Origin of the sequence: Treponema vincentii, from assembly GCF_018336815.1 — a bacterium.
Classification (GTDB): Bacteria; Spirochaetota; Spirochaetia; order Treponematales; family Treponemataceae; genus Treponema.
This window is the reverse complement of record NZ_CP050497.1, coordinates 558,543-584,641: the sequence shown is the minus strand read 5'-3', so window position 1 is coordinate 584,641 and position 26,099 is coordinate 558,543. Positions and strand designations below refer to the sequence as shown.

Here is a 26,099-nt window from a genome sequence, read left to right as displayed (position 1 = left end):
ATTTTAAGCGGTTGCCTTCCATCTGTGCGAAATTTTAAATAAAATTTCGCACATTTTTTTCAGCAAGCGGGCAAATGCATCAGACCGTATAGATAAAAGTCGCAGAATAACAGAGGTTGGGCGACCATTTGAGCCATCTTCAACTGATGTACATCCGTGTACATCAGTTGAAGGCGAGTTTTGTGCGCGCACAAAACATCTCTACTGCATGGTACCACTGCCATCCATGGCAGTTCCGATTGAACAGTCTCTTCGTAAGCCTTTTGAAAATAGGTGGCGCAGATGCTAGAAGCTAGCCGAAATAAAGCGGAGACGTACTTGTTGTACGTTGAGCATTTATTTTGGCGTAGCGACAACGCAGATGCCCGCATATTTTCAAAAGGCCTGATGCGTTTGCCCTGCGTACCTTACCACGAGCCGGAAGAACCGCCTCCGCCAAAGCTGCCTCCGCCTCCGCTGAAACCGCCGCCAAAGCCTCCACTGCCAAAACCTCCGCCGCGTCCTGAATAACCGCCTCTCCGTCCTGATGAAAGAAATAGCAACGGCCAGAATAAACCGCCTGGCATAAAACGGGAGCCGAATAGAAAGATAATAATCAGGAAAATGATGAGCGGCAGCGGAATAGAATCGTCATCCTGCCGGTCAGCCTCTTTTACAGCCTCGTTGATGAGGCTTTTGTCTTGGAGTGCAAGTCCTGCAAGATTTTTTACCCCTAAAAGAACACCTTTTCCGTATTCCTGCTGTTTAAAGTAAGGTGCGATGATTGAACGGATAATCCTGCTGCTTTGTGCATCGGTGATACGATCCTCGAGTCCGTATCCCACTTCGATGCGCAGCTTTCGGTCTTGTACAGCAATTACTAAGATAACACCGCTGTCCTTCCCTTTTTGCCCGATCTGCCATTTTTCCGCGACGCGGATGGAGTAATCTTCAAGGCTTTCCCCCTCCAACGAGGGAATGGTCAATACCGCTATCTGTAAATCGCTTTGGTGATCAATGCTATATAAATACGCATTTAATTCCTGTGACTCGCTTGCGCTGAATATATGTGCATAATCGTTGACCGGACCGTTCAGCGGCGGAACGTCAAGAGCAAACAGAAAGGCGCTTTGCACACAAAGGCAGGCAATAATGATAAACCGGAAAGGATATTTTGAAAATTTCATAGGTTCCCCTTTAATTTTACGATGCGGAGGATGAAAGGTGTCGAACACACCGCTTAATCATAGAGAATGGAAAGCCTTTCCGTTGAAGGGCGTTGTAGAGTTTTTGTTCGGTATAGCCCTTACGAATAAGGCTGCGTGCGGCGCCTTCACATACTGCTGCTTCGTCAACCTCCGAAAAAAAATCGTTGAGCGCTTGCTTTGCCGTGTCCGCAGCGATTCCGCGCTTACGCAGTTCCGAAAAGAGGCGTGCATACCCCTCTTTTTTTGAAAGGCTTCTCGTATGTAAATATGCACCGGCAAAGCGGGAATCGTCAAGCGTGCCTTCGGCGCGTAAATAATCCAACGCAGGCTGATATTCATTTTTTATATAGCCTTTTTTTTGCAATTTGATTGTCAGTTGATAAGAAGAATGTTCGGCGCGGTTAAGATAAGCAACAGCATGCTTTTCAGCTAAAAAACGCCGACCTGCCTGATAGAGATATTCTGTTTGGGATTCTGTAAGAGGGAGCGGAAGGTCATCTATCGTAAGCGGTTCATCAAAGTAACAAAACCGGCTTACGATAGAAATATCCCCGGAAAGTAGCAGTTTGACGGTATCCGAGGATGTATACTCCACCGCAATAAGGGTAGGATTAACGCTTGCTGAACTGGAAGCGTCGGCGAGCACCGCGTTGGCCATACTTTTTGCGTTCAACCATTCTGGAATCACGAGTTAATAAGCCATTCGCTTTAAGTGAACTGTGGTTAGAGGCATCTACCTGTGCAAGTGCACGTGCAATACCATGAGAACAAGCGCCTGCCTGTCCGTTTAAACCACCGCCATATACGGTAATGATGATATCATAGCGGGTATCGCTGCCGGTAACAAACAAAGGCCGTTTTGCCATTTGAACTTGCTCGGGAGTCGCAAAGTAGTCGTCCATATTCTTATTGTTGACGGTTACCGAACCCTTTCCTTCGCGGATATATACCCGCGCCACCGAGGTTTTTCTTCGTCCTGTTCCTATTCCGATATTTTTCACAACCATTCTCCTAAATTATAACGCTACCGCAACAGGATTTTGTGCCGCATGCGGATGTTCGCTACCTGCATAAATTTTTACGTTTTTAAGCAGTTTACGTCCGAGCGGGCCTTTGGGCAGCATACCTTTTACCGCGATATACAACGGTTCGGTCGGCTTTTTCCCGATAAGGGTGTTAAAATTGACGGATTTAAGCCCTCCGGGGAAACCGGTGTGATGATAATACATCTTATCCTTATCTTTATTCCCTGTAACGGCAACTTTATCGGCATTGATAACGATAATATAATCGCCTGATTCCTGATGGGGCGCATAGAGAGCCTTGTGCTTTCCTCGCGCCATTGCAGCAACTTTTGCAGCGACCCGTCCAAGCGGCTTTCCTGCAGCGTCGATAACATACCAGCTTCGCGGTATTTCGCGCTCTTTATAAAAAATTGTTTTCATCTTTTGTGTACCTTATATATTTTTATTGCAGATAATGTGGGTAGAGTACTATATCAAAAAATCAGCTATGCAGTCAACCCGCAGAACTTTATTCGTTTTTATTTTCTCCTGCTTTCATCGCCGCTTCTTCTTTTTTCGCATCCTGTTTGTCTTTAATGTCCGCAATACCGATGAACACAGCAATTAAGCCGACAAAGGCCGTAAAAATCGGTAAGCCGCCGCGCAAAAAGAGCAGGATATCTTTTCCCCAGCCGAGTCCGAAACCGGCAGTCTCCGGCGGAAGCGCTGCAAAGACTGTAAAGAGAATCATTGCTGCCCCAATAATAAGCGCAATCATACCAACCTCCTATTAAAGAATGACCCGTACACGATTCGAACGTGCGACCTGCTGCTTAGGAGGCAACCGCTCTATCCACCTGAGCTAACGGATCAAAAAATCATGCTGCCTATATCGGCATATCAACTATGCTTCTTAAACAGCCTGTATCTGAGTGAGTATAAAAAAAAAAGCGGCTTTTTACAAGCCCTCGCATTGTTACTTTTTTTGATGTTTTATAGGTTTTTTCTCCGAAAATTGACATTTAGCTCAAATCGCGGTACATTGATACAATGATTGCAGATAAAATAATTAAAGCCGTTTTCGGTTCACAGCACGAACGGGACATTAAAGCGCTCCTTCCCGTTCTTCATCAGATAAATGAAAAAGAAGCATGGGCGCTCGCTCTTGCTCCCGAAGATTTTAAGCAAAAGACTGCCGAGTTTAAGGAGCGGTTTGCAAAAGGCGAATCCCTCGATGCGTTTATTCCCGAAGCCTTTGCGCTTGCACGGGAAGCTGCGCGGCGTATTTTGCACGAGCGTATGTACGATGTACAGCTCTTAGGTTCGCTGGTTCTCCATTCGGGACGCATCGTCGAAATGAAGACCGGTGAAGGTAAAACCTTGATGAGTATCGCCGCTTCATATCTCAACAGCCTTTCCGGGAAGGGTGTACACATTGTAACCGTCAACGACTACCTTGCAGAACGCGACGCCGATTGGATGCGTCCCGTCTACGCATATCTCGGAGTCAGTGTCGGCGCAATCCTTTCCAACATGGATAACGCCGCGCGGAAGGCTGCCTACAATGCGGACATTACCTACGGTACCAATAACGAATTCGGTTTTGACTATCTGCGCGACAATATGCAACTTACAATAGAAGAAAAAGTGCAGCGCGGCTTTTCTTTCGCGGTTGTGGACGAAATAGACTCCATCCTTATCGACGAAGCGCGTACCCCGCTCATTATTTCCGGCGCTGCCGAGGATGACACCAAGCGATATTTTGATGTCGATAAGTTCGTCGATCAGCTTGAAGAGGTCAAGAAAAATCCCGAAACCGGCGAATATCCCAACGAGCTGGAAGGGGAAGAGATTATCGGCGACTACACGCTCGACGAAAAGAGCCGCCGTGTGTCCTTTACCGACTCCGGTATGTTGCACATTCAGGATATTCTGCAAAAACAGGGGCTGATTAACGGCAGTCTCTTTGAAGAAGAAAACTTTGAATATATCCACTACTTTACGCAGGCGGTACGCGCCCACATCCTCTATCACATCGATGTCGATTATGTTGTAAAAGAAGGGCAGGTGCAGATTGTTGATGAGTTCACAGGGCGTATTCTTGAAGGACGCCGCTATTCGGACGGCTTGCATCAGGCTATCGAAGCAAAGGAGCATATCCGCATTGCCCAACGCAACCGCACGATGGCAACCATCACCTTTCAGAACTTCTTCCGTATGTACGACAAGCTATCCGGTATGACCGGTACGGCGGACACCGAAGCGGTTGAATTCAACAAGATTTACTCGCTTGATGTTGTGGTTATCCCGACCAACTTGCCGGTTATCCGCAAGGACGAGCACGACGTGGTCTACCTAAACGAAGCGGAAAAATGGGAAGCGCTCTGTAACGAAATTGCCGAAGCGCATAAACGCGGACAGCCGGTACTGGTCGGTACGGTGTCTATCGAAAAATCGGAAAAGCTTTCGGCACTACTCACCCGAAAAGGTGTCCGGCACGAGGTATTGAACGCCAAGAACCACGCACGGGAAGCGCTCATCATCGCGGAAGCGGGCGCAAAAGGCTCGGTTACGATTGCAACAAACATGGCGGGACGCGGTACCGACATCAAGCTCGGCGGCAGTCCCGAATTTAGGGCACGCAGACGGGCAGGAACCGAAGCCGAGCCGGAAGTGTATCAAAAAATATACGACGAAGAATACAAGAAGTGGCAGGAAGACTACAAGGAAGTTAAATCGCTCGGCGGGTTGTATGTTATCGGTACCGAACGGCACGAAAGCCGCCGTATCGACAATCAGCTGCGCGGCCGTTCCGGACGGCAGGGCGATCCGGGGCGTTCAAAATTCTTCCTTTCCCTCGATGACGACCTGATGCGTCTGTTCGGCGGCGAAAACCTCAAGCGGGTGATGGCAAAGGTCGGTATGGAACCCGGCGAGCCGATTGAACACCCGTGGCTCAACAAGAGTATTGAAAAGGCGCAAACCAAGGTTGAAGAGCGCAACTTCGATATCCGTAAGCATCTCCTTGAATACGACGACGTGCTGAACGAGCAGCGCGGCTTTATCTATGAACAGCGTGATAAAATTTTGCAGGATGAGCGCCTCGTTGAGCGCATTTACACCACGATAGAAGAGTACCTCGATGATGCATTCGAGCAGTTCAAGCACGGTTCCCGCAAGGAAAAACCGGAAGAACTCAAGGAACTGCAAGCAAATCTCAAGGCAAAATTCGGCTACATCTTCAGTGATGAGGATACGAAGCTGGCTCAAGCTGGCGATACCGCCGCACTGCAACAGAAAATCTACGCCGCGCTCAAAGCAAATATCGAAGAAAAAATCGCGCTTGCCGGTAACGAAAACCTCAATATGTTCATTCGTTATCAGTATTTACAGGCGATAGACCGTAAATGGCTCGATCACTTGGAAAATCTGGAAGCCTTACGCGAAGCCGTCTATCTTCGTTCTTACGGTCAAAAAAACCCGCTTACGGAATACAAGCTTGAAGGTTTCGACATCTTCTACGCGATGCTCGACGAAATCCGCTTCTCCATTGCCTCCTTACTGGTATTGGTACGGATTAGCACCGAAGAACCCGCTTCGCGCACTCAGGGGCGCCGTATTCCGCAAGGCTCCGCGCACCACAGCTCCATGGCTTCTTTCCACCAGAGCAGCTCCCCGATGGGTTCCAGCAGCAAGCCGGAAAACGTCCAAGTAGTACGCACCGCGCCTAAAGTCGGCAGAAACGATCCCTGCCCCTGCGGCTCCGGTAAAAAATACAAGCACTGCTGCGGCAGGTAAGGCAGCTTAACCCGAACGGGGCTATCAAAAAAGATCCTTAAAATGCAACAGTTGAACAACGTGTGAACTTTGGAAACTGTTGCATTGATGCGCTTTTGTACTGGAATTACACAATACGGAATATTCCATCGCGGATATTGCCACACAGGCATCAATTCTAATGCTTAATACTTTCTTTTGCAGTTTCCACGAGCTTCAAGTAGGGAAGAGCGCGTTTTGCTAAAAATATTTTTGTGAGGCGAGTATAACACAAGATTGGAACGCTTGCCCTTTACAACATCCCTCAGGACTGTTACGGCACGGCATTGACATGTCATCTAGCACCTTATAGAATCATAGAAAGGAGTTTTGTATGAAAAAAAATAGGACTTGGTATTTGTATCGGATTATGCTGTCTAAGTTTAACAGGCTGTATCGACATCGTCCAACATGTCACTCGTAAAAGTGACGGAACGGATCAAAACACCATCAGCATTACTGTCGCAAAAGCGATATTGGAGATGGCGGCAGCTATGCAGAATAATGCTCCTGTTAATTATGATGAGCTTTTTTCCGAATTCAGCACATCGGATATGAAAGAATATGAGCAATTCGGTGCAAAAATAACAAAGATAAATGATCAGGTCAATGTCGGATACCTTATCGATATAAATCTCAACTATAAAAATAAGGACATACTTAAAGCCATTAATGCAGAGGATATTGACTTTATACCGAAATATGCAAAAAAGAAAATGTCAATTTACGTCGGTTCGCTGCAAGGTGATGATTCCTCACAAACCGATAACGAAATGTTTCAATTGTTTTTAGCAGCCAGCAAATATCGGCTACTGGTCAGTAAATCCTGCATGCCTTCTATCAGTAAAGTTATTCTTAAAAGGTCAAAAAAAACTACAGAAGTAAGTTATCTTGATTTATACGATGAATATCTAATCGAGATACCGATTATGCATCTTTTAAAAGATAAGGTTACGATAGAGATTTATCAATAAACAGCATGTATAAAAAAACAGCCTATTAATCCAAACGGGTTAATAGGCTGTTTTCGTTAAATATGATAGACACCGTAAAAACCGAAATTTTTAGATGTCCGATACATCAGGCTTTTACGCCTAAAGATTATTTTTAAAGAACCATCATTCCTACAGTCAGAACGACAAGGTTGACGATAAACAGTACAGCAAGTATCTTACCGACAAACTTGAGCCATGTGCTGTATTGGATACGAGCACTTGCAAGACCACCCATAACAACACCGCTTGTGGGGGTAAAGAGGTTCAGGATACCGGATGCTGCAGAGAAAATCATAACCATAACAGCGGGGTTGTAGCCTAAGTTCTGCGCAAGCGGTCCCATAATCGGCATTGATACGGTTGCCAAACCGGAGGTTGATGGGATAACAAATGACAGCAAAGCATACAGGATGTATGAAAGCGGTGCAAATGCAAATGCCGGCAAACCTTCCAACGCTTGTGAAGCATGCTCAAGAACATACTTATCCAAACCGGTTTCACCCATCAATACGGAAGCGCCACGTGCAACAGCGATAACGAGAACAACGCCCATAATATCCTTTGCGCCTTCCATAAATGCGGAAACAATTTCATTTTCGGTAAATCTATTGATAAATGCAATAATCAAACCGATGATAAAGAACCACATACCCAATTCGCCGAACCACCATTCACCGATTGCAGCGCCTGTCAGGAAAGAAGACCAACCTTGGAATGCGGTAACATTGAACTTATCCCACGGAATAACGGAAATAATCATCACGAAGAAGCCGAACGCGAAGATAGCCATTGAAAGCTTCATTTTTCCGGTATATGCAACTTCGACATCCGTATCTTTTTTTGAAAATTCCTCATTCATGATTTCTTGTTCTTGTAAAGACAGGATCGTAGAACCCTTATCTTTCTTTACTTTCTTTGCATAAGACATGACAAATGCACATGCGATGATAAGAGAAGAAAGCCAAAGAACAATACCCAATGCAATAACAATACCGTTATTTACGCTGCTCTGAATACCAAGTTCTTCAAAGCTCTTGTTAACACTGTCAATAGCGATACCGGTTGCAAAGGGGTTTACCGTTGAACCGAGAACGCCGACACCCGCACCGAGCAATACCGTAGCAGCACCGACCACCGAATCAAAACCGGCGGCAACCATCGTTGCAGCAAGCAATCCATAGAATGCAACAGTCTCTTCAGCCATACCGTAAGTAGTACCGCCGATTGAGAACAACGTCATCAGAATCGGAATAAGGATAAGTTCATTGCCCTTTAATTTTTTTACAAGGTGAGTAATCCCTGCATTAAGAGCGCCGGTTTTCGTTACAATGCCCAAGAAACCGCCGAGTACCAATACGAAGAAACAAACGTCAAGCGCATTGGCAAATCCGTTGTATGACGCCATAACAATTGTTCCGAGCGTCGCACTTTGTACATCGGGAATAATCCATGTGATTACTGCCAAGACGAGCAGAATGATGTACAAAATAGAGAATGCAGAGAGAGAAGACCTCTTTTTTTTATCTTTTCCCATTTTTTTTCCTCCAATTTATTTAAAAACCGGTTTGCATGATATACAATCCTTATACGATGCAAGCTCCGGTTAGAAAGACAACGTCTTTTCAACCGGAATACCGGAAATAACCGGAAGCACTGCGGTAAATAACGTATATTTATCCGCAGTACCGTAAATTAGTTAGCGGTAATAACCGTACTGTTACCGCCTTTCAGCGCATTGCCCGCATTTGCCAGCGAGGTAATAACCGCTTGTCCTTCTTTGTGATTGCGGACAAACTGTAAACATGCTTCTACCTTTGGGAGCATGCTGCCCTTTGCAAAATGCCCTTCGGCAATGTATTTTTCCGCTTCGGCAATGTTCAGTTTGCTTAAAGCCTGCTGATTGGGTTTGTTAAAGTTGATACAAACCTGCTCTACCGCCGTTAAAATGACGAGCTTATCGGCTTTCACATCCGCTGCAAGCTTTGCACAGGATTTATCTTTGTCGATAACCGCATCAACGCCGTGTAAACCGTCTGCTTTTTGCAGAACCGGAATACCGCCGCCTCCGACGGTAATAACGATATGCCCTGCGGCAACCAACTCTTCGATAACGGGACGCTCGATAATCGCGACCGGCTGCGGCGACGGAACTACGCGGCGGTAGCCTCTGCCTGCATCCTCAACAAATGTTTGATCCGGTTTTTCAGCCTTAATTTTATCAGCCTGTTCTTTTGTATAGAACATACCGATGGGCTTACTGGGGTTTGTGAACGCAGGATCGTTTTCCGATACTAAAACCTGCGTGATAAGGCATACAACATCGCGCTTAACATTCCGACGTTTCAGTTCGTCGCCGATTGCCTGCTGCAAATGATAGCCGATGTATCCTTGGCTCATGGCTCCGCATTCGGCGAACGGCATTGCTGGAGTTCCCGCACTTCCGTTTGCTGCATAGTCCATCGCCAAATTGATCATACCGACCTGTGGTCCGTTACCGTGCCCGATAACGATCTCATAGCCGCTTTCCGCCAATGCGACAATCGATTTTGCCGTTTCTTTTACTAACGCAAGCTGCTCCTGCGGATTGTTTCCCAGTGCATTTCCGCCAAGCGCTACAACAATTCTTTCTTTTTTCATACTCGTAGTAACGCTCGCTTTATTTTAAGGTTGCATACATAACCGCTTTAATGGTATGCATGCGGTTTTCAGCCTGATCGAACACTTTTGACTGTACCGATTCAAAGACTTCGTTGCTTACTTCCATTTCAGGAATACCGAATTTTTCATTTACTTCGCGTCCGACTTTTGTGTTCAAATCGTGGAACGAGGGCAAGCAGTGCAGGAAGATAGCATTGTGGTTAGCCAGAGCCATCATCTTCTTGTTCACCTGATATTTACTCAACAACTTAATGCGGGATTCCCATACGCTGTCGGGTTCACCCATCGATACCCATATATCGGTGTACAATACGTCTGCATCTTTACAGCCTTTTTCTACATCATCGGTAAGGGTGATGGTTGCGCCGGTCTCTTTTGCAATCGCTTCAGCAGTCTTTACTAAGTCGGCTGCGGGGAACAGATCCTTGGGGCCGCATGCGGTAAAGTGCATACCCATCTTTGCGCAGACAATCATCAATGAATTGGCAACGTTATTGCGAGCATCGCCGACAAACGTCAGCTTGATACCTTTCAAATGACCGAAGTGCTCTTCAACGGTGAGTACGTCTGCGAGCATCTGAGTGGGATGGAATTCGTTGGTTAATCCGTTCCAAACCGGTACGCCTGCATATTTTGCCAGTTTTTCAACAATCTCTTGGCTGAATCCGCGATATTCGATACCGTCGTACATACGGCCTAAAACCCGTGCGGTATCTTCGATGCTTTCTTTATGTCCCATTTGGGAGCTTGCCGGATCAAGGAAGGTTGAACCCATACCTAAATCCATTGCGGCGACTTCAAAAGAACAGCGTGTGCGTGTTGAGGTTTTTTCAAACAGCAATACGATGTTTTTTCCTTTTAAGTGATCGTGCGGGGTATGTGTCATCTTCAACTTTTTTAATTCTTTTGAAAGATCCAACAAATACCTGATCTCTGCTGAGCTGAAATCCAATAACTTTAAGAAGCTGCGTCCTAAAAGATTCACACCCATAAAAACTCCTTGCTATTGTTATACATAGCGCTAAATTGATGCCTGCTCCCTTGCAGGCAGTAAAGAATAAGGGAAACGCCTCCAATACTTATTCGTACGAAGACGCTTCCCATTTCTGGAAAACGAGTGCAAAATTTTGAATAAAATTTCGCACAAAATGTATGATTTAGTTGTCGCGTACGAGCGGCATACTCATACAGCGGGGACCGCCGCGTCCGCGTGAAAGCTCGGCGCTCGGCATAGTCAAAACTTTCAGTCCGCGCTTTGCGAGAATCTCGTTGGTAACATCATTTCTTTCGTATACAACGATTGTTCCGGGAGCGATACACAGTGTGTTTGAACCGTCGTTCCACTGCTCACGCGCTGCAGCAATCTTGTCGCCGCCTGCACACTGAATCAGTTCTGCATGGCCGGTACCGGTGTACTGAGCAAGCGTTTTCTCGAGCGTCGTATCATTTTCTACGATCTTCAACTCGCCTTTCGTAGCGCCTTTGGTAATGGTGAATACGCGGAGCGGGCCGAGAATACCGGGATGGATTGTGAACTTGTCGTGATCGATCTGTGTAAAGACCGTATCCAAGTGCATAAATGCGCGGCTTACCGGAATATCAAACGCGAGGATCGTTTCAATCTTTGAATCGCTGTTAAAGAAAATCTTTTTTGCGATAATATCGATGGCATTTGCAGTTGTACGCTGGGAAATACCGATGGCTAAAACTTTTTCATTTATATTGAGGATATCGCCGCCTTCAATGTGGGGCGGATCATAGCGATCGTAGAACTTGGGTACTTTACCGGCATAATCGGGATGATGATTAAAGATATATTCGGCATAGATTGTTTCACGGTTACGAGTAACGGAGAACATTCTATTCAAGCTTACACCGTTTCCGATTGTAGCAAAAGGATCGCGGGTAAAATACAGGTTAGGCATAGGATTGACAACCATTGACGAATCGGAATCGGCAACGAAGTCTACCAACGAGGCATTACCTTTGATATTAAGTTCTTTAATATCAATACCTTCCATCGTTTTTAAAATCAGTTGTTTGTTATCTTTGATGTTGTTCAGCAGTTCGCGAATGCTTTCCTTGTGTTTTTCGGAATAAACATCGCTTTCGTTAATAAACTGCTCAATAAACTTTGTTCTAATTTCCGGTTTTTTAATTGCTTCTGCGGCAAGGTCTTCGAGGTACAGAACTTCGGCTCCGTTATCTCTCAAAATCTTGGCAAAGGCGTCGTGTTCTGCCTGAGCGACTTTTAAGAACGGAATGTCGTCAAACAGCAGTTCGCCTAAGGTGTCGGGAGTTAAATGAAGTAGTTCGGCACCAGGCCTATGAAGCAATACTTTACGCAGTGTTTTAATTTCACTGGTAACACTTAATACGGACATATAAGCCTCCTATAACTTATAGTGCAGGATGCGGTAACTATACCGCCCAAAGGCTGCTTCGCGTAAAAAAACACTATCAGCCGTGTCTCCCTGCAAAAGATAGAAATAATTATAACACAGTTTTTCTTAAATGCAAGCAAAATTTACAATAAAATTAGAGCAAATTCATAATTATAAATACTCTTGCACTAAGCCACGGAATTTTCTATACTGATATGAGCCTCTTACAATCGATAATTCCGGAGGTTTTTCCTAAATCAGAAACACAAAGGCATCTCTAAAAACGAAATCTTTTAGCGGTTCCTATAAGTGAGGTAATTATGAACGATATACGGTTATTATGGAAAGAAAGTATTGCACGCGCACTTACATCGATGCTGCCTGAAGGCGCCGAAGCCGTTACGGCGGAGCGAATTGCAATGGAAACGCCACCCGATCCGAATCTGGGCGATTTAGGTTTTCCGCTTTTTAGTTTTGCAAAAACATTGCGTTCCGCTCCTGCTAAAATAGCAACGGAACTGTTACCCAAGCTGCAAGCCGATGCTGCCCTCAAAGGAAAGGGAGAAGTGAAAGCGGTGGGGCCGTATATTAACGTCTTTTTGCCCAAGGGTGAAACGGCTGCTCAGATTCTCAACACCATTATTAGCGAGAATGAAAACTACGGAAAGACAACGACCCTTGCCGGTAAAAAAATCATGGTTGAGTTTTCAAGCCCTAACACCAATAAACCGCTACACCTCGGACACCTGCGTAATGACGCTATCGGCGAAAGCCTCTCCCGCATTCTCCAGTTCAGCGGAGCGGATGTATACAAAACCAACATCATCAACGACCGCGGCGTACACATCTGTAAATCGATGCTCGCGTATAAACTTTTCGGAAACGGTATCGATCCTGTAAAGGAAGGCATAAAACCCGATAAGTTTGTCGGCGATATGTATGTTCAGTTTCACAAATACAGCAAAGATCATCCCGAAGCCGAAGATGAAGCGCAGGAGATGCTGCGAAAATGGGAAGCGGGCGATCCTGAAACAATGAAGCTGTGGAAGACGATGAACGGCTGGGCGCTGCAGGGTATTGAACAAACATATAAACGCACGGGTGTCTCGTTCGATAAGCTTTTCTTTGAAAGCGATGTATTCCGCAAAGGTCGCGCTGAAATTATGGAAGGCTTAAAAAAAGGTATCTTCTACAAAGACGAGGACGGATCCATTTGGGTTGACCTTAAAGCACTCGGGTTTGAAAAGAAACTGTTACTGCGCGGAGACGGAACGTCGGTGTACATTACGCAAGATATCGGACTTGCAATAACCCGCCACGGTGAATGGCCGTTTGACAAGCTCATCTACGTCGTAGGTAATGAACAAATTTACCATTTTAAAGTACTCTTCTATATTATGAAGCTGCTTGGCTATGATTGGTATGCCGGTTTGTATCACCTCGCTTATGGTATGGTGAACTTGCCTGAAGGTAAAATGAAGAGCCGCGAAGGTACCGTTGTCGATGCGGACGATCTTATTACCGAACTTAAAAATAGCGCGTTAAAGGAGATCGCCTCCAAGGGACGCGAAGACGCGGTAGGAAATCCTGAAGAAGTCGCGGAAAAAGTCGCACTCGGTGCATTGCACTACTTCTTGCTTCAAGTAGACACGATAAAAGATATGCTGTTCAATGCTTCCGAATCTCTTTCGTTCAACGGCAACACCGGTCCCTATATCCAATACATGGGCGCCCGTATTTCTTCTATTTTACGCAAGGCTGATACTGAAGAAGGCAAAAAAGCGAAGGCAGGCGTTTGCAAGCCGGAACTGCTTAGCTCCGATATAGAATGGGAATTACTGAAAAAACTGGAAGAATTTCCCGCTCAAGTAGACAAGGCCGCCGCCCAGTATGCACCGATGCTGATAACAAGCTATCTTTACGACCTCTGCAAGCTGTTTAGCCGCTTCTATCATGACTGCCCCATCCTCAGTGCGGAAGATCCCGATGTTGCTGCAACCCGGCTTGCGCTTGCAAAAGCCGTATATATCGTACTGAAAAATGCAACAGGACTTGTGATTGTTCCCTTCCTTGAGGTTATGTAAGCGAGCAGCCTTTTAACAATTGTACGGGGAGCGGACAGCTGCGCAGATGCTCACGAAGCAGCTGCCGATTCCGGATACGAGGCAGATGAAAACCGGTTATTTAGCGGAACGGTCAAAACAGTTACAGCTGGCAGCGCTCTCCATCGCGCAGGGAATGCAAGCCGGAAGCTTCCGCAGTCATTTTCGCGGCAGAGGCATTGAGTTTGATGCACTGCGTGAATATGAAGCGGGGGATGATATCCGCAGTATCGACTGGAACTTGATGGCACGGAGCGGCAAAACCTTTGTGAAGCTCTACCGTGAAGAACGGGACTTGCGGCTTTTTTTGATTGCCGATGTTTCCGCTTCGATGGAAGCAGGCTGTACTATTGATTCACCGCAAGAAAAACTATTGGAAGCAGCAGCGCTGATCACCTTTGCAGCGGAACACTTACATAGCTATACGGGACTCCTCGCTTTTGACGGAAAGGTTGCGCGAATATTCCAGCTCCGGCGCGGAAGAGAGCCAAGCTTGCATATACTGAGCGCTCTGGAACGGATTGCCGTTTCGGGCGCTAAAAGCAAAGGAACCGCCCTAGCGCCTGCGCTTGAAGCGGCGGCAAAGCTGCTACGGCAGCGGGCGCTCGTTATTATTCTCTCCGATTTTAAAGTAGAAAATTTTGAAAAAGAGTTGGGTCTATTGGCGCGCCGTCATGACGTTGCAGCAATCCGTATCACAGCCCCTTATGATGAAGCGCTGCCCGCCGCAGGGATATTACGCTTTGCCGACCCCGAAACGGGGTTGGAGCGGCTATTACCGACCAATTCGCATCAGTTCCGGCAGGATCGTATCCGCCGTATAACCGAAGACACCCAACAATGGGAAAACACCTGTATACGCTGCGGAGCATATCCGCTCGTGCTACCATACGACGGCAATACGGTAAAGCTCTTAAATCAATTTTTTTTGACCGGCAAATACGGTGCTCACCCCTTTAGCCGATACCGGCCGCAAGCGGATACGGCATTATGAACGGGGTACTCATTCCTCAGCGTATCTTTGTCGGCGATACGGCGCAGTTTCTTTTCCCGTTGTCCGAAAAAGAATACAAATCTTTAACCGCGAGCGGCTTTACTGCTGCCGTACCTATTCCGCTTAAAGGCATGACGCAAAGCGACGTAATGACAATCAACGAAATCATGATTGTGAAACGGGAAACAGGGTACTACCTCGCCATTACATTCGTCCCATGGGAAACAGGCGAAATTGAGTTCCCCGCTCTTACTTTCTTACAATTACACCGTAAACTTCCGGCAATCTCCGTTTCTTCACTCTTAGGAACCGGCGAACGGGTAAGCCTTCAGCCGCCGAAGCCGCCGCTATTACCGCCGGGAACCGATTTTTTATTATACGGCGCGGCGATTATAAGTGTCGGGCTGCTTGCGGCGGTAGGTACCGGAGTATGGCTGCTGCTTCGTAAACTACGAAAAAAAACACTTGGCACGGCAAGAAAACGGCTGGCGGTACTGCGTAAGCAGCTAAAGCGATTATATAAAGCAGCACGGAAAATTCAAAAACACATGCCTCCGCTCGGTGCAGCTTTCGATACAAATCCGGTTTCTGCGGATATGAACTCGATTGCCGGCGAAGTTTCTCAAAATACGAAAAGCGCCATAGAAAGCTGGTATGCGGGCATTGATCGCTGCCTTCGCAACTATATATGGGCTTTGTATATGGACAATACCTGTGAAGCCCCAACAAAGGATGAAGCATATTTTTTAAGCGCGACATACACGGAGTTAACGAAAACCCTTACGGAACTATTTGCTCCAAAACGAAATATTGCCGATCTATTTTACATCTTTTATGCTATGCTGGAACAACAGCGCTTTGCAAGTACCCCCACTGATCTAATCCGCAACTATACTGCCGTTTCTCAGGATATGCTTAAACAAGTCCCGCGCATTGCCGAAAAAGCGGAAGCTGAATGCGCCCTACTCATCGAAATAATTCATAATTAAGAATTCATAGCTATAAATGCGCGCTCTGGACAGCCGCCCGTATTTCCAATACTATAGAGAACCTATGTATTCAATCGACCATATCCGCAATTTTTGTATTGTTGCTCATATCGATCACGGAAAGTCTACGCTTGCCGACCGTCTTATAGAAAAAGCAAAGGTTATCGACGAACGCTATTATCGGGCGCAGATGACCGATAACATGGACATTGAACGGGAGCGCGGCATCACTATCAAAAGCCAAGCGGTTACCATCCCGTACCGTGCCGCCGACGGGCAGGATTATCTTTTAAACTTTGTCGACACTCCCGGACACGTTGACTTTACGTATGAGGTCTCCCGCGCTATTGCATCCTGCGAGGGGGCAATTTTGATTGTAGATGCGACGCAGGGTGTGGAGTCTCAAACACTTTCCAATATGTACCTTGCGCTTGAGCATAACCTCGAAATTCTGCCGGTCATCAACAAGATCGATTTACCGGCGGCGGATATTCCGGCAGTGTCTGCTCAGATTGATCACGATTTAGGGCTTGATTCCGATATCGCCGTTGCGGTTTCGGCAAAGACCGGCAAAAATATCGATGCGCTTTTTGAAGCTATTGTAAAACACTTTCCGCCGCCGACCGGTTCTGCAGAAGCGCCCTTGCAGGCGCTCATCTTCGACTGCCACTACGACGCATACCGCGGCGTTATTATCCACCTGCGGGTGTTTGAAGGGACGGTAACGCCCGGAATGACCATCCGCTTTATGCACAGCAATGCGGAATACCGTGTAGAAGAAACCGGTGTTTTTATCCTTGACCTTGTGCAGCGGGATTCTCTCCGTGCCGGAGAAGTCGGCTACATTATCGCGGGGATTAAAACAGTCTCCGATGTGCAAGTCGGCGACACGATCACCGATGCGGCACGCCCCTGTGCGGAACCCCGTGCAGGGTTTAAAGCGGTTAAGCCCGTAGTGTTTTCTTCCGTGTATCCCGTCGACACCAACGACTACGAACAGCTGCGCGATGCCTTTGACAAGCTCAAGCTCAATGACGCAAGCCTCACCTACGAAAAAGACTCTTCCGTTGCGCTTGGGCACGGGTTCCGCTGCGGCTTTTTGGGGCTGCTCCATCTGGAGATTGTGCAAGAGCGACTTGAACGGGAATTCGACCAAGCGGTTATCTTTACCGCGCCGTCCGTGCAGTATCGCATCCATCTGCGGAACGGAGAAACGATGATCTGCGACAACCCCGCCGAATACCCCGACGAAGGTAAGATCGCTTCTGCGGATGAGCCGTATATCAAAGCGAATATCATCACCCCGACGGAATACCTCGGTAATATCATCTCCCTCTGCATCGAAAAACGCGGCGTGCAGACCAATATGAACTACCTTGACCAAAAACGGGTAGAGGTTACGTATGAAATGCCGCTTGCGGAAGTACTGTTTGAATTTTACGACCGGCTTAAAAGCATCAGCCGCGGCTACGCGTCGTTTGAATATGAAGTAATCGAAATGCGCCCGACGGAGCTGGTTAAAATTGATATTCTGCTGAACGGCAAACCGGTGGACGCACTTGCGCAGCTTTCGTATAAACCCAACGCCTACAACAAGGCGCGCCACGTGTGCGAGCAGCTAAAGGAAGAAATTACGCGCCAGCAGTTCAAAATCGCTATTCAAGGCGCAATCGGCAGCCAAGTTATCGCACGGGAAACGGTTAATCCGGTGCGCAAGGACGTGCTGGCAAAGTGCTACGGCGGCGACATTACCCGCAAACGCAAGCTCCTTGAAAAGCAGAAAGAGGGAAAGAAGCGCATGAAGATGGTCGGCGATGTGGAGCTGCCGCAGTCTGCCTTCCTTTCGGTACTCAAAACCAAGAGCGAATAGCGGTTTGAGCCTATCCTTCGATAACCTGTATCTCAAATTCCAGCTGAGGCATACACTCCGCCAAATCGCTTTGAATCCGCTTAAGCGCTTCCACACGCATTTCTACGGAAGTATCGGCATTCCCTGTGATAATAAAGATTGCGTTTTTTGTTCCGTCGTCAAATTTATAATCTTCCCCGTCGCGGACACCAAGCCATGCAATAATACCTTTAGAGTCGCGGTATACGTAATCGGTTTCGGCAACATGCTTCTCAGTCGATGAAATCGGAAGAAAAACCCCCGCTTCCTTATTGACGGTAAATTCTATCTGCCCGTCTATCTTATCAAGATCGTGCCCGCCAATCGCTAAAAGCGAATGTAATGATTCGACGTTGTAGATATCGATAACACTATTGATGTGCGGCATAGAACCGCGGCGCTGAATGTTCCGAATAAATGCGGGAACAGTCGGCGGATACTTTTTGATACTGCGCCCGACGCTTTGCAGCAAATCGGCATAGCCTTGAGTAATCGGATTATGCAAAACCTCATCAACATCGCACTGTAATGCCCAATCTTCCATCTTTTTTTGCTTTTTTAAGAATGAATCGGATAATTTCGCGTGCGGATCGATATTTTTTGCAACGCCAATCACAACACTTGTAATCCCGAGTTCAACGATACTTTTATCGATAATACATTTCATAGCAGCATGCCTCCGAATTCTTATATTAGACCTATTCGATAACTGCGTTTTCGAACAGGTTTATTGTATATAATTCCTATTTCTAATTATACCTTCGTTAGTAATTTTTTAAAAGCCTATGCAAAATTTACGCAAAATTTGCGCTGTCATTTCTTTATAACTGTGGTATAATGGTCTTTACTATTTAGAAACTCTAAAACCTAAAATTTTTAGAGGGTTTCTTTAATTATTTTTGATGGATAAAATAATGTGTATGGCAATAAAACCGTTGAAACCGTTAAAACTTGATCTATCCGATCTTGACGAAAAAATGACGCTCGCAGTTGCAGAACTGAGAAAAAGCTATCCGCTTAGAATTAGCGAAGACGGTATTCCCGTTATGTTCAAAAAAGTGAAGAACTCCGAAATTTCCACAACTTTTAGAAACGGCGTGTGCGAAATTGAAGCGGATTCTGCGCCGCATTTTTATTTTGCGTTGTCGATGTTGTTGCTTAAAAGTCAAACAATTGAAGATTCTCTGCTCTACTCAAGGCGGGATGCCCAGCGTTTATTGGAATTCCGCATGGATCATGTTTTTACAAAAAAACGGCTTAATGCTCGATCTTTCCCGTAATGCTGTTGCACATATCGATATGCTAAAACAGCTTATTCGCGAAATGGCCTTTATGGGACATTCGTGGTTTATGCTGTATATGGAAGATGTGTACGAAGTTGAAGGCGCTCCTTACTTTGGTGCATTACGCGGACGGTATTCCATCAAAGATTTGCAGGAGCTCGACCGCTATGCGCAGATTTTCGGCGTACAGTTGGTTCCGTGCATCCAGACGCTTGCTCACATGGATCAATATTTTATGTGGGAGGCGATAGAATACAAGTATAAAGATATCGATAACATCTTTAATATTGCTAATGCTGAAGTCCGGGTACTGCTTACACGGATGATTGCGTCGTTACGCAAAGCATTTTCTTCGGATATTATCCATATCGGAATGGACGAAGCCCATAATCTGGGACGTGGGCGCTATTTGGATGAAAACGGACTCAAACAAAAGAGGAATATTATGGAGGAGCATCTTGCTTTTATGAAAAACCTCTGCAAAACATACGGCTTTAAGCCTATCGTTTGGGATGATATGTTCTTTGGCCGCTATTCCAATAACAAAGAAAATACTGAGCCGATTATCCCCCATCAGGTAGGATTAATGTACTGGGATTACTATAGCTGCTTGACCAAGCATTACCGAAAACACCTGCAAGTATGCCGAGCGCTTACGAAAAAGACCATGTTTGCCGGCGGAGCATGGCGCTGGACGGGATATATACCGCATCATAAGAAAACCCTTGAAACAACACTTGCTGCTATTGAAGCTTGCCGAAAGGAAAAAGTCAAAGAAGTCATCGTTACTTCATGGGGTGATGACGGCAGCGAGGCTCCGCTCTATACCTGTATGTTCGGTTTGGTGCTCTTCGCCTATCTTGACTGTCATCCCAAATATCAAGAAGCGGGATTTGCGCAGTATCTAAGGCTCTATACCGGTATGGGGCTTGACGAATGGATGCGACAGGGAGAGCCGGATTTGTTTGAAGGAACAACCGGTAACGATTATGATATAACGCCGTCGAAGTATCTGTTATATCAAGACCCGCTCGGTTCAAAATTTCTGTATTATATACGGACGTTGACAACTGATATGGATGCCGTCTATAAAAAACTGGAGCAAGCCTTTACCGAGGATGCAGCCAATACGGATAATCCTCTTCAGCGCAGCATTGCCGAATTTTATGCATTGATGATGAAGACGCTTTACTATAAGTGGAGACTCCCCTTGGATATTTGGGAGGCCTATAAAAAAGCGGATAAAAGAGCATTGCAGGCATTGATCGAAAAGAAGATACAACCGCTCAAAATGGCATTAGCCACAATGGCGAAGGCACGGCGGCGGGTATGGATGGAAGAATGCCGCGGGTTCGGTTCAGAGGTGTTGGATCATCGCTTCGGGGCAATGTTGATGCGGCTGGAAGTTACGCAGGAATTACTAGCCGATTATATACAGGGTAAGATTACGCACATTGATGAACTTGAAGAAGAACGGCTCGATCCATGCCCCGAAGCGAATAAAACACTTGAACCGCAAGCGGTACGCTATAACCGTGCCTTACGCATTATGACCGCCTGCCGAGAAACGTGGTAAGGCAAAAAGGAGTGTAAAATAAAAGCCGTACAAATGGCACGGCTTTTATTTACTCAAGTTTGCTCAAACGCAAACTTGTATATCATCTGCACGTTCTCACTTCGTTGTGAACGTGCGTAAAAAGTCAATCGAAAGTTGATACTTTCTTCTTGACTTTTTATGGGAGATAAAGACGATGCAAACTACGTATCAGACAATGAGCGATGGCGCTTCCCTCGCCGTTTATACATGGCTTCCTGAACAACATCCGAAGGCGGTGCTGCATATCGTGCACGGGATGGCGGAGCACGCTCTCCGGTATGATGATTTTGCACAGGCAGCGTGCAAAAAAGGTTTTGCCGTAGTTGCATCCGACCACCGCGGTCACGGAAAGACCGGTGCAAAGAGCGGCTTAATGGGGTACCTTGCCGACGGAGACGGGTTCGGACGTGTTGTCGAAGATCAAAAAGAAATCAATGCGGAGATACAAAAACAGTATCCTGCACTTCCAAATGTCATCGTCGGGCATTCGTTCGGCTCCTTTGTAACGCAGGAATACATCGAACGGTACGGTACAACGGTAAAGGCGGCCGTTCTCATCGGTTCTGCAGGTCCTAACCCCAGCGTATCTGTTGCCTCGCTGCTTGCAAGCCTTACCTGCGCATTCAAAGGGAGAAAATCCGTTGCCAAGTTTATGAATGCATTAGTTTTCGGTTCGTATAACAACAGAATCAAAAATCCGCACACAGCCTTTGACTGGCTTTCGAGGGATGAAAACGAAGTAAAAAAATATATCGATGATGAATACTGCGGATTTGTCTGTACTGCAGGTTTCTTTCAGGATTTTATGCGCGGTTTAAAAAGGCTCCATACGCAAGAAGCTTTAAAAGGTATACCAACTGATTTACCTATTCTCATTACCGCCGGTTCGGAAGACCCCGTTTCCAACGGAGGCAAAATGCTGAAAACCCTTTATCGTATCTATCAGAATATCGGGATACGGGATGTAACGTTAAAACTATACGAAAACGCCCGACACGAAATCTTAAATGAGACAAATAAAGAAGAAGTAAAAGCCGATATCTTGGGATGGATAGAAAACAGGCTATAACCTGCTTTTAAGGAAAAGATTACAATAAAATAGCGGGATGAAATGGAATGGCGCTTTAGTAAAAAAGATGCACTCTTCTTTAGTGAATTTGCAGCGGTAACCGCTTTTTTATTACTTCCTCCGCTGTTTTCAGCGGTACCGTTTACCCTTCCGCCTAAGCCGACCGGACTATATGCGCAGAGCGTTTTTTGCTGTTACACGATATGCGCAGCTGTGTATGAAGAAATACTATACCGGCTCTATACTCCGAATCGGCTGCATCGCATTTACACTCATTATGTCGAACCGCGCTTGCAAAAAAATTCGCCCGCAGCAAAATGCTCTGCACGTTTACCGCTTTCGTCTTTCTCTTATATATGCAGCGAGAATAACATCGCGTCGTTTTTTGAATTGTGCTTCACCGAATTTTCCGCCCTCTTGCTCTTCACACTGGCACACCGTTACCTCGGACTCTCTTCCATGCTCTTTGCCGCAGGAGCCGGAATCGTATTCCGCATTGCCTATCTCAAGCTCAAACAGGTGACTCATCCCGCGGCGAGTATCGCACTAGTAGCCGCAGTCCACGGCCTTTGGAATATCGGGGTGTATTATTATCTGTGGGGTCACAGCGCTGCAGCTTAACTTTCCGCCGTAGATTTATTCCTTACAATCACCCCGTATCTGTTATCTGTATAACTGCAAATTAGGTTATAAGCTCATTTCGTCATTTTGATCATATCGTTCTCCTATAGCACATTGTATCGATATAGTATACCATAATTGCAGCGGTGGAGAAGAGTAAATGAACGTATATGATTTGATTGCAGACCATTACAGCGAACTTTTCCCAGTTGAGGCGGAAAAGCTTGATTTTATCCAACACCTTTGTCCGTTGCCGGGCAGATTGTGTGATGCCGGTTGTGCAACCGGCGATCTGGCGTTGGGATTACATCAACGCGGATACGATATATACGGACTTGACTTAAATGCAAAGATGATCGGAATTGCCGAACAAAAAGCTGCCTATACGTTCGGTATCCGCACATCAGGAGAATTGGCATTCCATCAAGCGAACATCGCCGATATTCTGCAATTCGGTACCTGTAACGGCGTACTGTGTTTCGGCAATACGCTCCCGCATTTACCTGATGAAGCAGCGCTTCGCCGTTTTTTCAGTTCCGTGTATCAGTCGTTACAGGGGTACGGTATTTTTATTGTTGAAGTTCTCAATTACGACCGCATCCTTGCTGAGAAAAAAATGAACTTTAAGGATAAAGAAACGGACGCCTTTATTTTTAAGCGGCGCTATGATTTTTTACCGGACGGGAATATCAAGTTTACTATAGAATTTACCGACAAGACGCACGATACTATAGATTCAGACTTTACGGTGCTGCATCCGCTGCAACGGCAAACACTTTTAACCTTATTTGAACAGACGGGATTCCAGTCCGCTGCCGCCTATTCGGACTACAGTTTTACCGAAAGCCGTGCAGAGGATTACGCTGTAGTATATGTTGCAAAAAAAAATGTATTTTGAAGGATGCGTAGCAAATTTTCCCGATCTTTTATAGATGTCATATTCTCATTTTGATCAGGAGCAACTTATGCGAACCGTAAAAACCTTTTGTATGTCCCTCATTTTTTTTGCACTTATTGTGATAAACGGTATATCCGCAGAAAGTACCAAAGATTATAAAGTGCTGATCGGTATGTCGCCCGACAAGGCGGTACAGCTTAAAGGAATTAAGACGCTGGTAATTGATGCGGAATTTTTTTCTCAAGAAGATATTGCACAGCTTCACAAAAACGGAAACACGTATATCTTTTCTTATTTAAATATCGGCTCTATCGAAACATTCCGCGATGATTACGCAGCATTTACAGATACGGCGTTAGGACACTACGAAAATTGGGATGAAGAAAAATGGGTAAATGTTGCGGATAAAAAATGGCAGAACAGAATAAAAAATAAGGCGCAGCTTTTGTCTCAAAAAGGCATAGACGGTTTTTTTCTTGATAACGCTGACGTGTATTATCATTATCACACACCCGAAATATATCAGGGACTGATAGCTCTCTTGCATACAATACATACGGAGCATAAACCCATTATCATTAACGGCGGCGATACGTTTATAACCGAAGCGATGCGGCAAGATTCCATTAAAGTGATGGTACACGGGGTTAATCAAGAAAGCGTCTTTACCGAAATACATTTTAAGAATAATACATTCGGAGCAAAGTCTGCAGAAGATAGAGAGTATTTTTTGGAATATCTGGCTCAATGTAAAAGGTATGGCCTCGCCGTCTATATACTCGAATACGGCGCAACGAAAAAGCTGACAAAAGAAATAAAAGCATATTGCGAACGCAACGGATTTACCTACGACATATCCCCTTCATTACAACTCGATAAGCTATTTTGAGGTTAGACAAATGGCATAACATATCAAAACCGCCCGCTATCCATGGCGGTTCGGAAAGTCTTGACCTCTAATCGAAAGACTGCTTGTCTAACAGCTCATACACTGATATAGTACGCTATGCACACAGAAAAAATTATTATCCTTGATTTCGGAGGGCAGTATAGCCAGCTCATTGCCCGCCGTGTCCGCGAATGCGGAGTATATTGCGAAGTCCTTCCTTTCGACGCGGAACTTTCCCGCATACAAAGCGTTTCTTTAAAAGGGATTATTTTAACCGGAGCGCCCGATTCGGTATATGCCGATGATGCGGCAACCTGTAACCCTGAAATATTCAACTTAAAAGTACCGGTGTTGGGTATCTGCTACGGAATGCAGTTGATGACCTATTTGCTCGGCGGAAAAGTGCAGCCTGCAGAAAAAAGCGAATTCGGTAAGACGAAGCTGTACACCGGCGGAGATGCAGCGGGTGCAGCGCTCTGGAAAGATTGCCCGGCAGACTCCATCGTGTGGATGAGCCATAACGACAGCGTATCCGCCCTTCCCCAAGGCTTTACCGTTATTGCGAAAACGGATAACTGTCCTATCGCCGCAATGGCGAATACCGAGCGCAAATATTACGGCGTACAATTCCATCCCGAAGTATTACACTCCGTATACGGCACACAAATGCTCAAAAACTTTGTGCGCGGTATTTGCGGATGTACCGAAGTCTGGAACGCCGCAACCGCCGCCGACACGGTTATTCAGGAAATAAAACGAAAGGTCGGCAACAAAAAGGTTATATCGGCTCTGTCCGGCGGAGTTGATTCCTCCGTCGCTTCGGTGCTGGTGCATAAAGCCGTCGGCGATCAGCTTACCTGTATTTTTGTCGATCACGGTCTTTTACGCAAAGACGAAGCGGCACAGGTATTAAAAACATACCGTGAAACACTCGGTCTTAACATCATCCATGTGGATGCCTCAGAGCGGTTCTTAAAAAAACTTGCCGGAGTAACCGAACCCGAACGCAAGCGGAAGATTATCGGTGAAGAATTTATCCGTGTTTTTGAAGAAGAAGCAAAAAAGATCGGCACCGTCGATTTTTTAGTACAAGGAACCATCTATCCCGATGTTATTGAATCCGGCGGCAGCAAAAAGGCGGCGGTCATAAAATCCCATCACAATGTCGGCGGGCTTCCCGAACATATCGACTTTAAGGAACTGATTGAACCGCTGCGGATGCTGTTTAAGGACGAGGTACGGGCGCTCGGCACGGCGCTCGGTATTCCCGACGAACTGGTTAAGCGGCAGCCCTTCCCCGGCCCGGGACTTGCGGTGCGTATCTTAGGAGAAATCACTCCCGAACGACTACATTGGGTACGCGAAAGCGATGCCATTCTCCGAGAAGAGATTGCGCAGGCGGGCTTGGCGGATTCTATTTGGCAGTATTTTACCGTATTCCCCAATGTCCGCACGGTCGGCGCCATGGGCGACGGCAGAACGTATGACAACCTGATAGCAATACGGGCGGTAACATCCGTCGATGCGATGACGGTTGAGGTCGCAGAAATCCCATATCCGCTGCTGCAAAAGATTACGCTCCGCATCATCAACGAAGTAAAAGGCATCAACCGTGTGGTGTATGACATTACGCCCAAGCCTCCTGCAACCATTGAATGGGAGTAACATAACCGTATGAGCATTTCCCACTTTCGCATAAAGCGTTTTTTAAACCATCCTTTTACC

Annotated in this window: 23 protein-coding genes and 1 tRNA gene; 13 read left to right on the top strand and 11 right to left on the bottom strand. The window is 46.2% G+C overall.

The genetic code is table 11. The features are described from left to right. Window positions 1-407: 407 nt before the first annotated feature. The 6 genes from GWP40_RS02715 to GWP40_RS02690 all read right to left on the bottom strand — a co-directional run bounded on the left by GWP40_RS02715 (window position 408) and on the right by GWP40_RS02690 (window position 3,063). On the bottom strand, window positions 408-1,166 hold the full coding sequence (locus GWP40_RS02715) for a TPM domain-containing protein (RefSeq protein ID WP_212565949.1): 759 nt from the start codon (window positions 1,164-1,166) through the stop codon (window positions 408-410). Between the two features lie 16 nt (window positions 1,167-1,182). Beyond that, the gene (locus GWP40_RS02710) at window positions 1,183-1,845 is read right to left on the bottom strand and encodes a regulatory protein RecX (protein ID WP_212565948.1); all 663 of its coding nucleotides are present in this window, start codon (window positions 1,843-1,845) and stop codon (window positions 1,183-1,185) included. After that, window positions 1,799-2,188 carry a 30S ribosomal protein S9 gene (rpsI, locus tag GWP40_RS02705; RefSeq protein WP_044017141.1) on the bottom strand — a complete coding sequence of 130 codons (390 nt, stop codon included), beginning with the start codon at window positions 2,186-2,188 and terminating at the stop codon, window positions 1,799-1,801. Before rpsI ends, GWP40_RS02710 begins: the two co-directional genes overlap by 47 nt. 15 nt (window positions 2,189-2,203) lie before the next feature. Next, the gene (gene rplM / locus GWP40_RS02700) at window positions 2,204-2,632 is read right to left on the bottom strand and encodes a 50S ribosomal protein L13 (protein ID WP_212565947.1); all 429 of its coding nucleotides are present in this window, start codon (window positions 2,630-2,632) and stop codon (window positions 2,204-2,206) included. A gap of 88 nt (window positions 2,633-2,720) precedes the next feature. Beyond that, a complete protein-coding gene (locus GWP40_RS02695) occupies window positions 2,721-2,969 on the bottom strand; it encodes a hypothetical protein (RefSeq protein ID WP_212565946.1) in 249 nt (82 codons plus the stop codon). Between the two features lie 20 nt (window positions 2,970-2,989). Continuing rightward, window positions 2,990-3,063, bottom strand: a tRNA-Arg gene (locus GWP40_RS02690). Between the two features lie 178 nt (window positions 3,064-3,241). Here GWP40_RS02690 and secA point away from each other — a divergent pair. Together secA and GWP40_RS02680 are read left to right on the top strand one after the other, a co-directional pair. After that, complete coding sequence (gene secA, locus GWP40_RS02685; protein ID WP_230974552.1) at window positions 3,242-5,989, top strand: preprotein translocase subunit SecA; 2,748 nt, start codon at window positions 3,242-3,244, stop codon at window positions 5,987-5,989. Window positions 5,990-6,501: 512 nt separating this feature from the next. Next, window positions 6,502-6,981: a hypothetical protein gene (locus tag GWP40_RS02680; RefSeq protein ID WP_212565945.1), complete on the top strand. Its 480-nt coding sequence runs from the start codon at window positions 6,502-6,504 to the stop codon at window positions 6,979-6,981. Window positions 6,982-7,114: 133 nt separating this feature from the next. Here GWP40_RS02680 and GWP40_RS02675 read toward each other — a convergent pair whose 3' ends face one another. The 4 genes from GWP40_RS02675 to arcA all read right to left on the bottom strand — a co-directional run bounded on the left by GWP40_RS02675 (window position 7,115) and on the right by arcA (window position 12,044). Further along, entirely contained in the window at window positions 7,115-8,536 is a 1,422-nt protein-coding gene (locus GWP40_RS02675) for a YfcC family protein (RefSeq protein WP_212565944.1), read from the bottom strand. A gap of 158 nt (window positions 8,537-8,694) precedes the next feature. After that, entirely contained in the window at window positions 8,695-9,639 is a 945-nt protein-coding gene (gene arcC, locus GWP40_RS02670) for a carbamate kinase (RefSeq protein ID WP_212565943.1), read from the bottom strand. A gap of 19 nt (window positions 9,640-9,658) precedes the next feature. Further along, the gene (argF, locus tag GWP40_RS02665) at window positions 9,659-10,651 is read right to left on the bottom strand and encodes an ornithine carbamoyltransferase (protein ID WP_212565942.1); all 993 of its coding nucleotides are present in this window, start codon (window positions 10,649-10,651) and stop codon (window positions 9,659-9,661) included. A gap of 166 nt (window positions 10,652-10,817) precedes the next feature. Further along, window positions 10,818-12,044 carry an arginine deiminase gene (gene arcA / locus GWP40_RS02660; protein ID WP_212565941.1) on the bottom strand — a complete coding sequence of 409 codons (1,227 nt, stop codon included), beginning with the start codon at window positions 12,042-12,044 and terminating at the stop codon, window positions 10,818-10,820. Between the two features lie 320 nt (window positions 12,045-12,364). Here arcA and argS point away from each other — a divergent pair, with 320 nt between their 5' ends. The 4 genes from argS (at window position 12,365) to lepA (ending at window position 17,999) form a co-directional block, all read left to right on the top strand. Beyond that, window positions 12,365-14,128, top strand: a complete 1,764-nt coding sequence (argS, locus tag GWP40_RS02655) for an arginine--tRNA ligase (RefSeq protein ID WP_212565940.1) — start codon at window positions 12,365-12,367, stop codon at window positions 14,126-14,128. An 85-nt stretch (window positions 14,129-14,213) separates the two neighbouring features. Beyond that, complete coding sequence (locus GWP40_RS02650; protein WP_212565939.1) at window positions 14,214-15,140, top strand: DUF58 domain-containing protein; 927 nt, start codon at window positions 14,214-14,216, stop codon at window positions 15,138-15,140. Beyond that, window positions 15,137-16,129 carry a hypothetical protein gene (locus GWP40_RS02645; RefSeq protein ID WP_212565938.1) on the top strand — a complete coding sequence of 331 codons (993 nt, stop codon included), beginning with the start codon at window positions 15,137-15,139 and terminating at the stop codon, window positions 16,127-16,129. The genes GWP40_RS02650 and GWP40_RS02645 overlap by 4 nt, the downstream gene beginning before the upstream one ends. A 64-nt stretch (window positions 16,130-16,193) precedes the next feature. Further along, the gene (lepA, locus tag GWP40_RS02640; protein WP_212565937.1) at window positions 16,194-17,999 is read left to right on the top strand and encodes a translation elongation factor 4; all 1,806 of its coding nucleotides are present in this window, start codon (window positions 16,194-16,196) and stop codon (window positions 17,997-17,999) included. A gap of 10 nt (window positions 18,000-18,009) precedes the next feature. On the opposite strand, the gene GWP40_RS02635 is transcribed toward lepA, so the two are convergent. Beyond that, window positions 18,010-18,684 (bottom strand): B3/B4 domain-containing protein, encoded by a 675-nt coding sequence (locus tag GWP40_RS02635; RefSeq protein WP_212565936.1) that lies wholly within the window; start codon window positions 18,682-18,684, stop codon window positions 18,010-18,012. 253 nt (window positions 18,685-18,937) lie between these two features. On the opposite strand from GWP40_RS02635, the gene GWP40_RS12595 reads away from it, so the two are divergent. The 7 genes from GWP40_RS12595 to guaA all read left to right on the top strand — a co-directional run bounded on the left by GWP40_RS12595 (window position 18,938) and on the right by guaA (window position 26,039). Then, a complete protein-coding gene (locus GWP40_RS12595; RefSeq protein ID WP_230974551.1) occupies window positions 18,938-19,297 on the top strand; it encodes a hypothetical protein in 360 nt (119 codons plus the stop codon). After that, window positions 19,254-20,876 carry a beta-N-acetylhexosaminidase gene (locus GWP40_RS02630; protein ID WP_230974550.1) on the top strand — a complete coding sequence of 541 codons (1,623 nt, stop codon included), beginning with the start codon at window positions 19,254-19,256 and terminating at the stop codon, window positions 20,874-20,876. Before GWP40_RS12595 ends, GWP40_RS02630 begins: the two co-directional genes overlap by 44 nt. Window positions 20,877-21,051: 175 nt before the next feature. After that, on the top strand, window positions 21,052-21,966 hold the full coding sequence (locus tag GWP40_RS02625) for an alpha/beta hydrolase (protein ID WP_212565935.1): 915 nt from the start codon (window positions 21,052-21,054) through the stop codon (window positions 21,964-21,966). 42 nt (window positions 21,967-22,008) lie between these two features. After that, a complete protein-coding gene (locus GWP40_RS02620; protein WP_212565934.1) occupies window positions 22,009-22,587 on the top strand; it encodes a CPBP family intramembrane glutamic endopeptidase in 579 nt (192 codons plus the stop codon). Between the two features lie 160 nt (window positions 22,588-22,747). Next, complete coding sequence (locus GWP40_RS02615; protein ID WP_212565933.1) at window positions 22,748-23,485, top strand: class I SAM-dependent methyltransferase; 738 nt, start codon at window positions 22,748-22,750, stop codon at window positions 23,483-23,485. 67 nt (window positions 23,486-23,552) lie between these two features. Beyond that, on the top strand, window positions 23,553-24,374 hold the full coding sequence (locus GWP40_RS02610; RefSeq protein ID WP_212565932.1) for a glycoside hydrolase family 191 protein: 822 nt from the start codon (window positions 23,553-23,555) through the stop codon (window positions 24,372-24,374). Between the two features lie 117 nt (window positions 24,375-24,491). Then, window positions 24,492-26,039, top strand: coding sequence for a glutamine-hydrolyzing GMP synthase (gene guaA / locus GWP40_RS02605; RefSeq protein ID WP_212565931.1), 1,548 nt, complete (start codon window positions 24,492-24,494; stop codon window positions 26,037-26,039). The last annotated feature ends 60 nt before the right edge of the window (window positions 26,040-26,099 follow it).

Excerpts from the sequence above, each read along its gene's own strand:
- GWP40_RS02715 (WP_212565949.1), bottom strand. The coding sequence starts at position 1,166 with ATGAAATTTTCAAAATATCCTTTCCGGTTTATCATTATTGCCTGCCTT.
- GWP40_RS02710 (WP_212565948.1), bottom strand. The coding sequence starts at position 1,845 with ATGGCCAACGCGGTGCTCGCCGACGCTTCCAGTTCAGCAAGCGTTAAT.
- rplM (WP_212565947.1), bottom strand. The coding sequence starts at position 2,632 with ATGAAAACAATTTTTTATAAAGAGCGCGAAATACCGCGAAGCTGGTAT.
- GWP40_RS02695 (WP_212565946.1), bottom strand. The coding sequence starts at position 2,969 with ATGATTGCGCTTATTATTGGGGCAGCAATGATTCTCTTTACAGTCTTT.
- secA (WP_230974552.1), top strand. The coding sequence starts at position 3,242 with ATGATTGCAGATAAAATAATTAAAGCCGTTTTCGGTTCACAGCACGAA.
- GWP40_RS02680 (WP_212565945.1), top strand. The coding sequence starts at position 6,502 with ATGCAGAATAATGCTCCTGTTAATTATGATGAGCTTTTTTCCGAATTC.
- GWP40_RS02675 (WP_212565944.1), bottom strand. The coding sequence starts at position 8,536 with ATGGGAAAAGATAAAAAAAAGAGGTCTTCTCTCTCTGCATTCTCTATT.
- arcC (WP_212565943.1), bottom strand. The coding sequence starts at position 9,639 with ATGAAAAAAGAAAGAATTGTTGTAGCGCTTGGCGGAAATGCACTGGGA.
- argF (WP_212565942.1), bottom strand. The coding sequence starts at position 10,651 with ATGGGTGTGAATCTTTTAGGACGCAGCTTCTTAAAGTTATTGGATTTC.
- arcA (WP_212565941.1), bottom strand. The coding sequence starts at position 12,044 with ATGTCCGTATTAAGTGTTACCAGTGAAATTAAAACACTGCGTAAAGTA.
- argS (WP_212565940.1), top strand. The coding sequence starts at position 12,365 with ATGAACGATATACGGTTATTATGGAAAGAAAGTATTGCACGCGCACTT.
- GWP40_RS02650 (WP_212565939.1), top strand. The coding sequence starts at position 14,214 with ATGAAAACCGGTTATTTAGCGGAACGGTCAAAACAGTTACAGCTGGCA.
- GWP40_RS02645 (WP_212565938.1), top strand. The coding sequence starts at position 15,137 with ATGAACGGGGTACTCATTCCTCAGCGTATCTTTGTCGGCGATACGGCG.
- lepA (WP_212565937.1), top strand. The coding sequence starts at position 16,194 with ATGTATTCAATCGACCATATCCGCAATTTTTGTATTGTTGCTCATATC.
- GWP40_RS02635 (WP_212565936.1), bottom strand. The coding sequence starts at position 18,684 with ATGAAATGTATTATCGATAAAAGTATCGTTGAACTCGGGATTACAAGT.
- GWP40_RS12595 (WP_230974551.1), top strand. The coding sequence starts at position 18,938 with ATGGCAATAAAACCGTTGAAACCGTTAAAACTTGATCTATCCGATCTT.
- GWP40_RS02630 (WP_230974550.1), top strand. The coding sequence starts at position 19,254 with ATGTTTTTACAAAAAAACGGCTTAATGCTCGATCTTTCCCGTAATGCT.
- GWP40_RS02625 (WP_212565935.1), top strand. The coding sequence starts at position 21,052 with ATGCAAACTACGTATCAGACAATGAGCGATGGCGCTTCCCTCGCCGTT.
- GWP40_RS02620 (WP_212565934.1), top strand. The coding sequence starts at position 22,009 with ATGGAATGGCGCTTTAGTAAAAAAGATGCACTCTTCTTTAGTGAATTT.
- GWP40_RS02615 (WP_212565933.1), top strand. The coding sequence starts at position 22,748 with ATGAACGTATATGATTTGATTGCAGACCATTACAGCGAACTTTTCCCA.
- GWP40_RS02610 (WP_212565932.1), top strand. The coding sequence starts at position 23,553 with ATGCGAACCGTAAAAACCTTTTGTATGTCCCTCATTTTTTTTGCACTT.
- guaA (WP_212565931.1), top strand. The coding sequence starts at position 24,492 with ATGCACACAGAAAAAATTATTATCCTTGATTTCGGAGGGCAGTATAGC.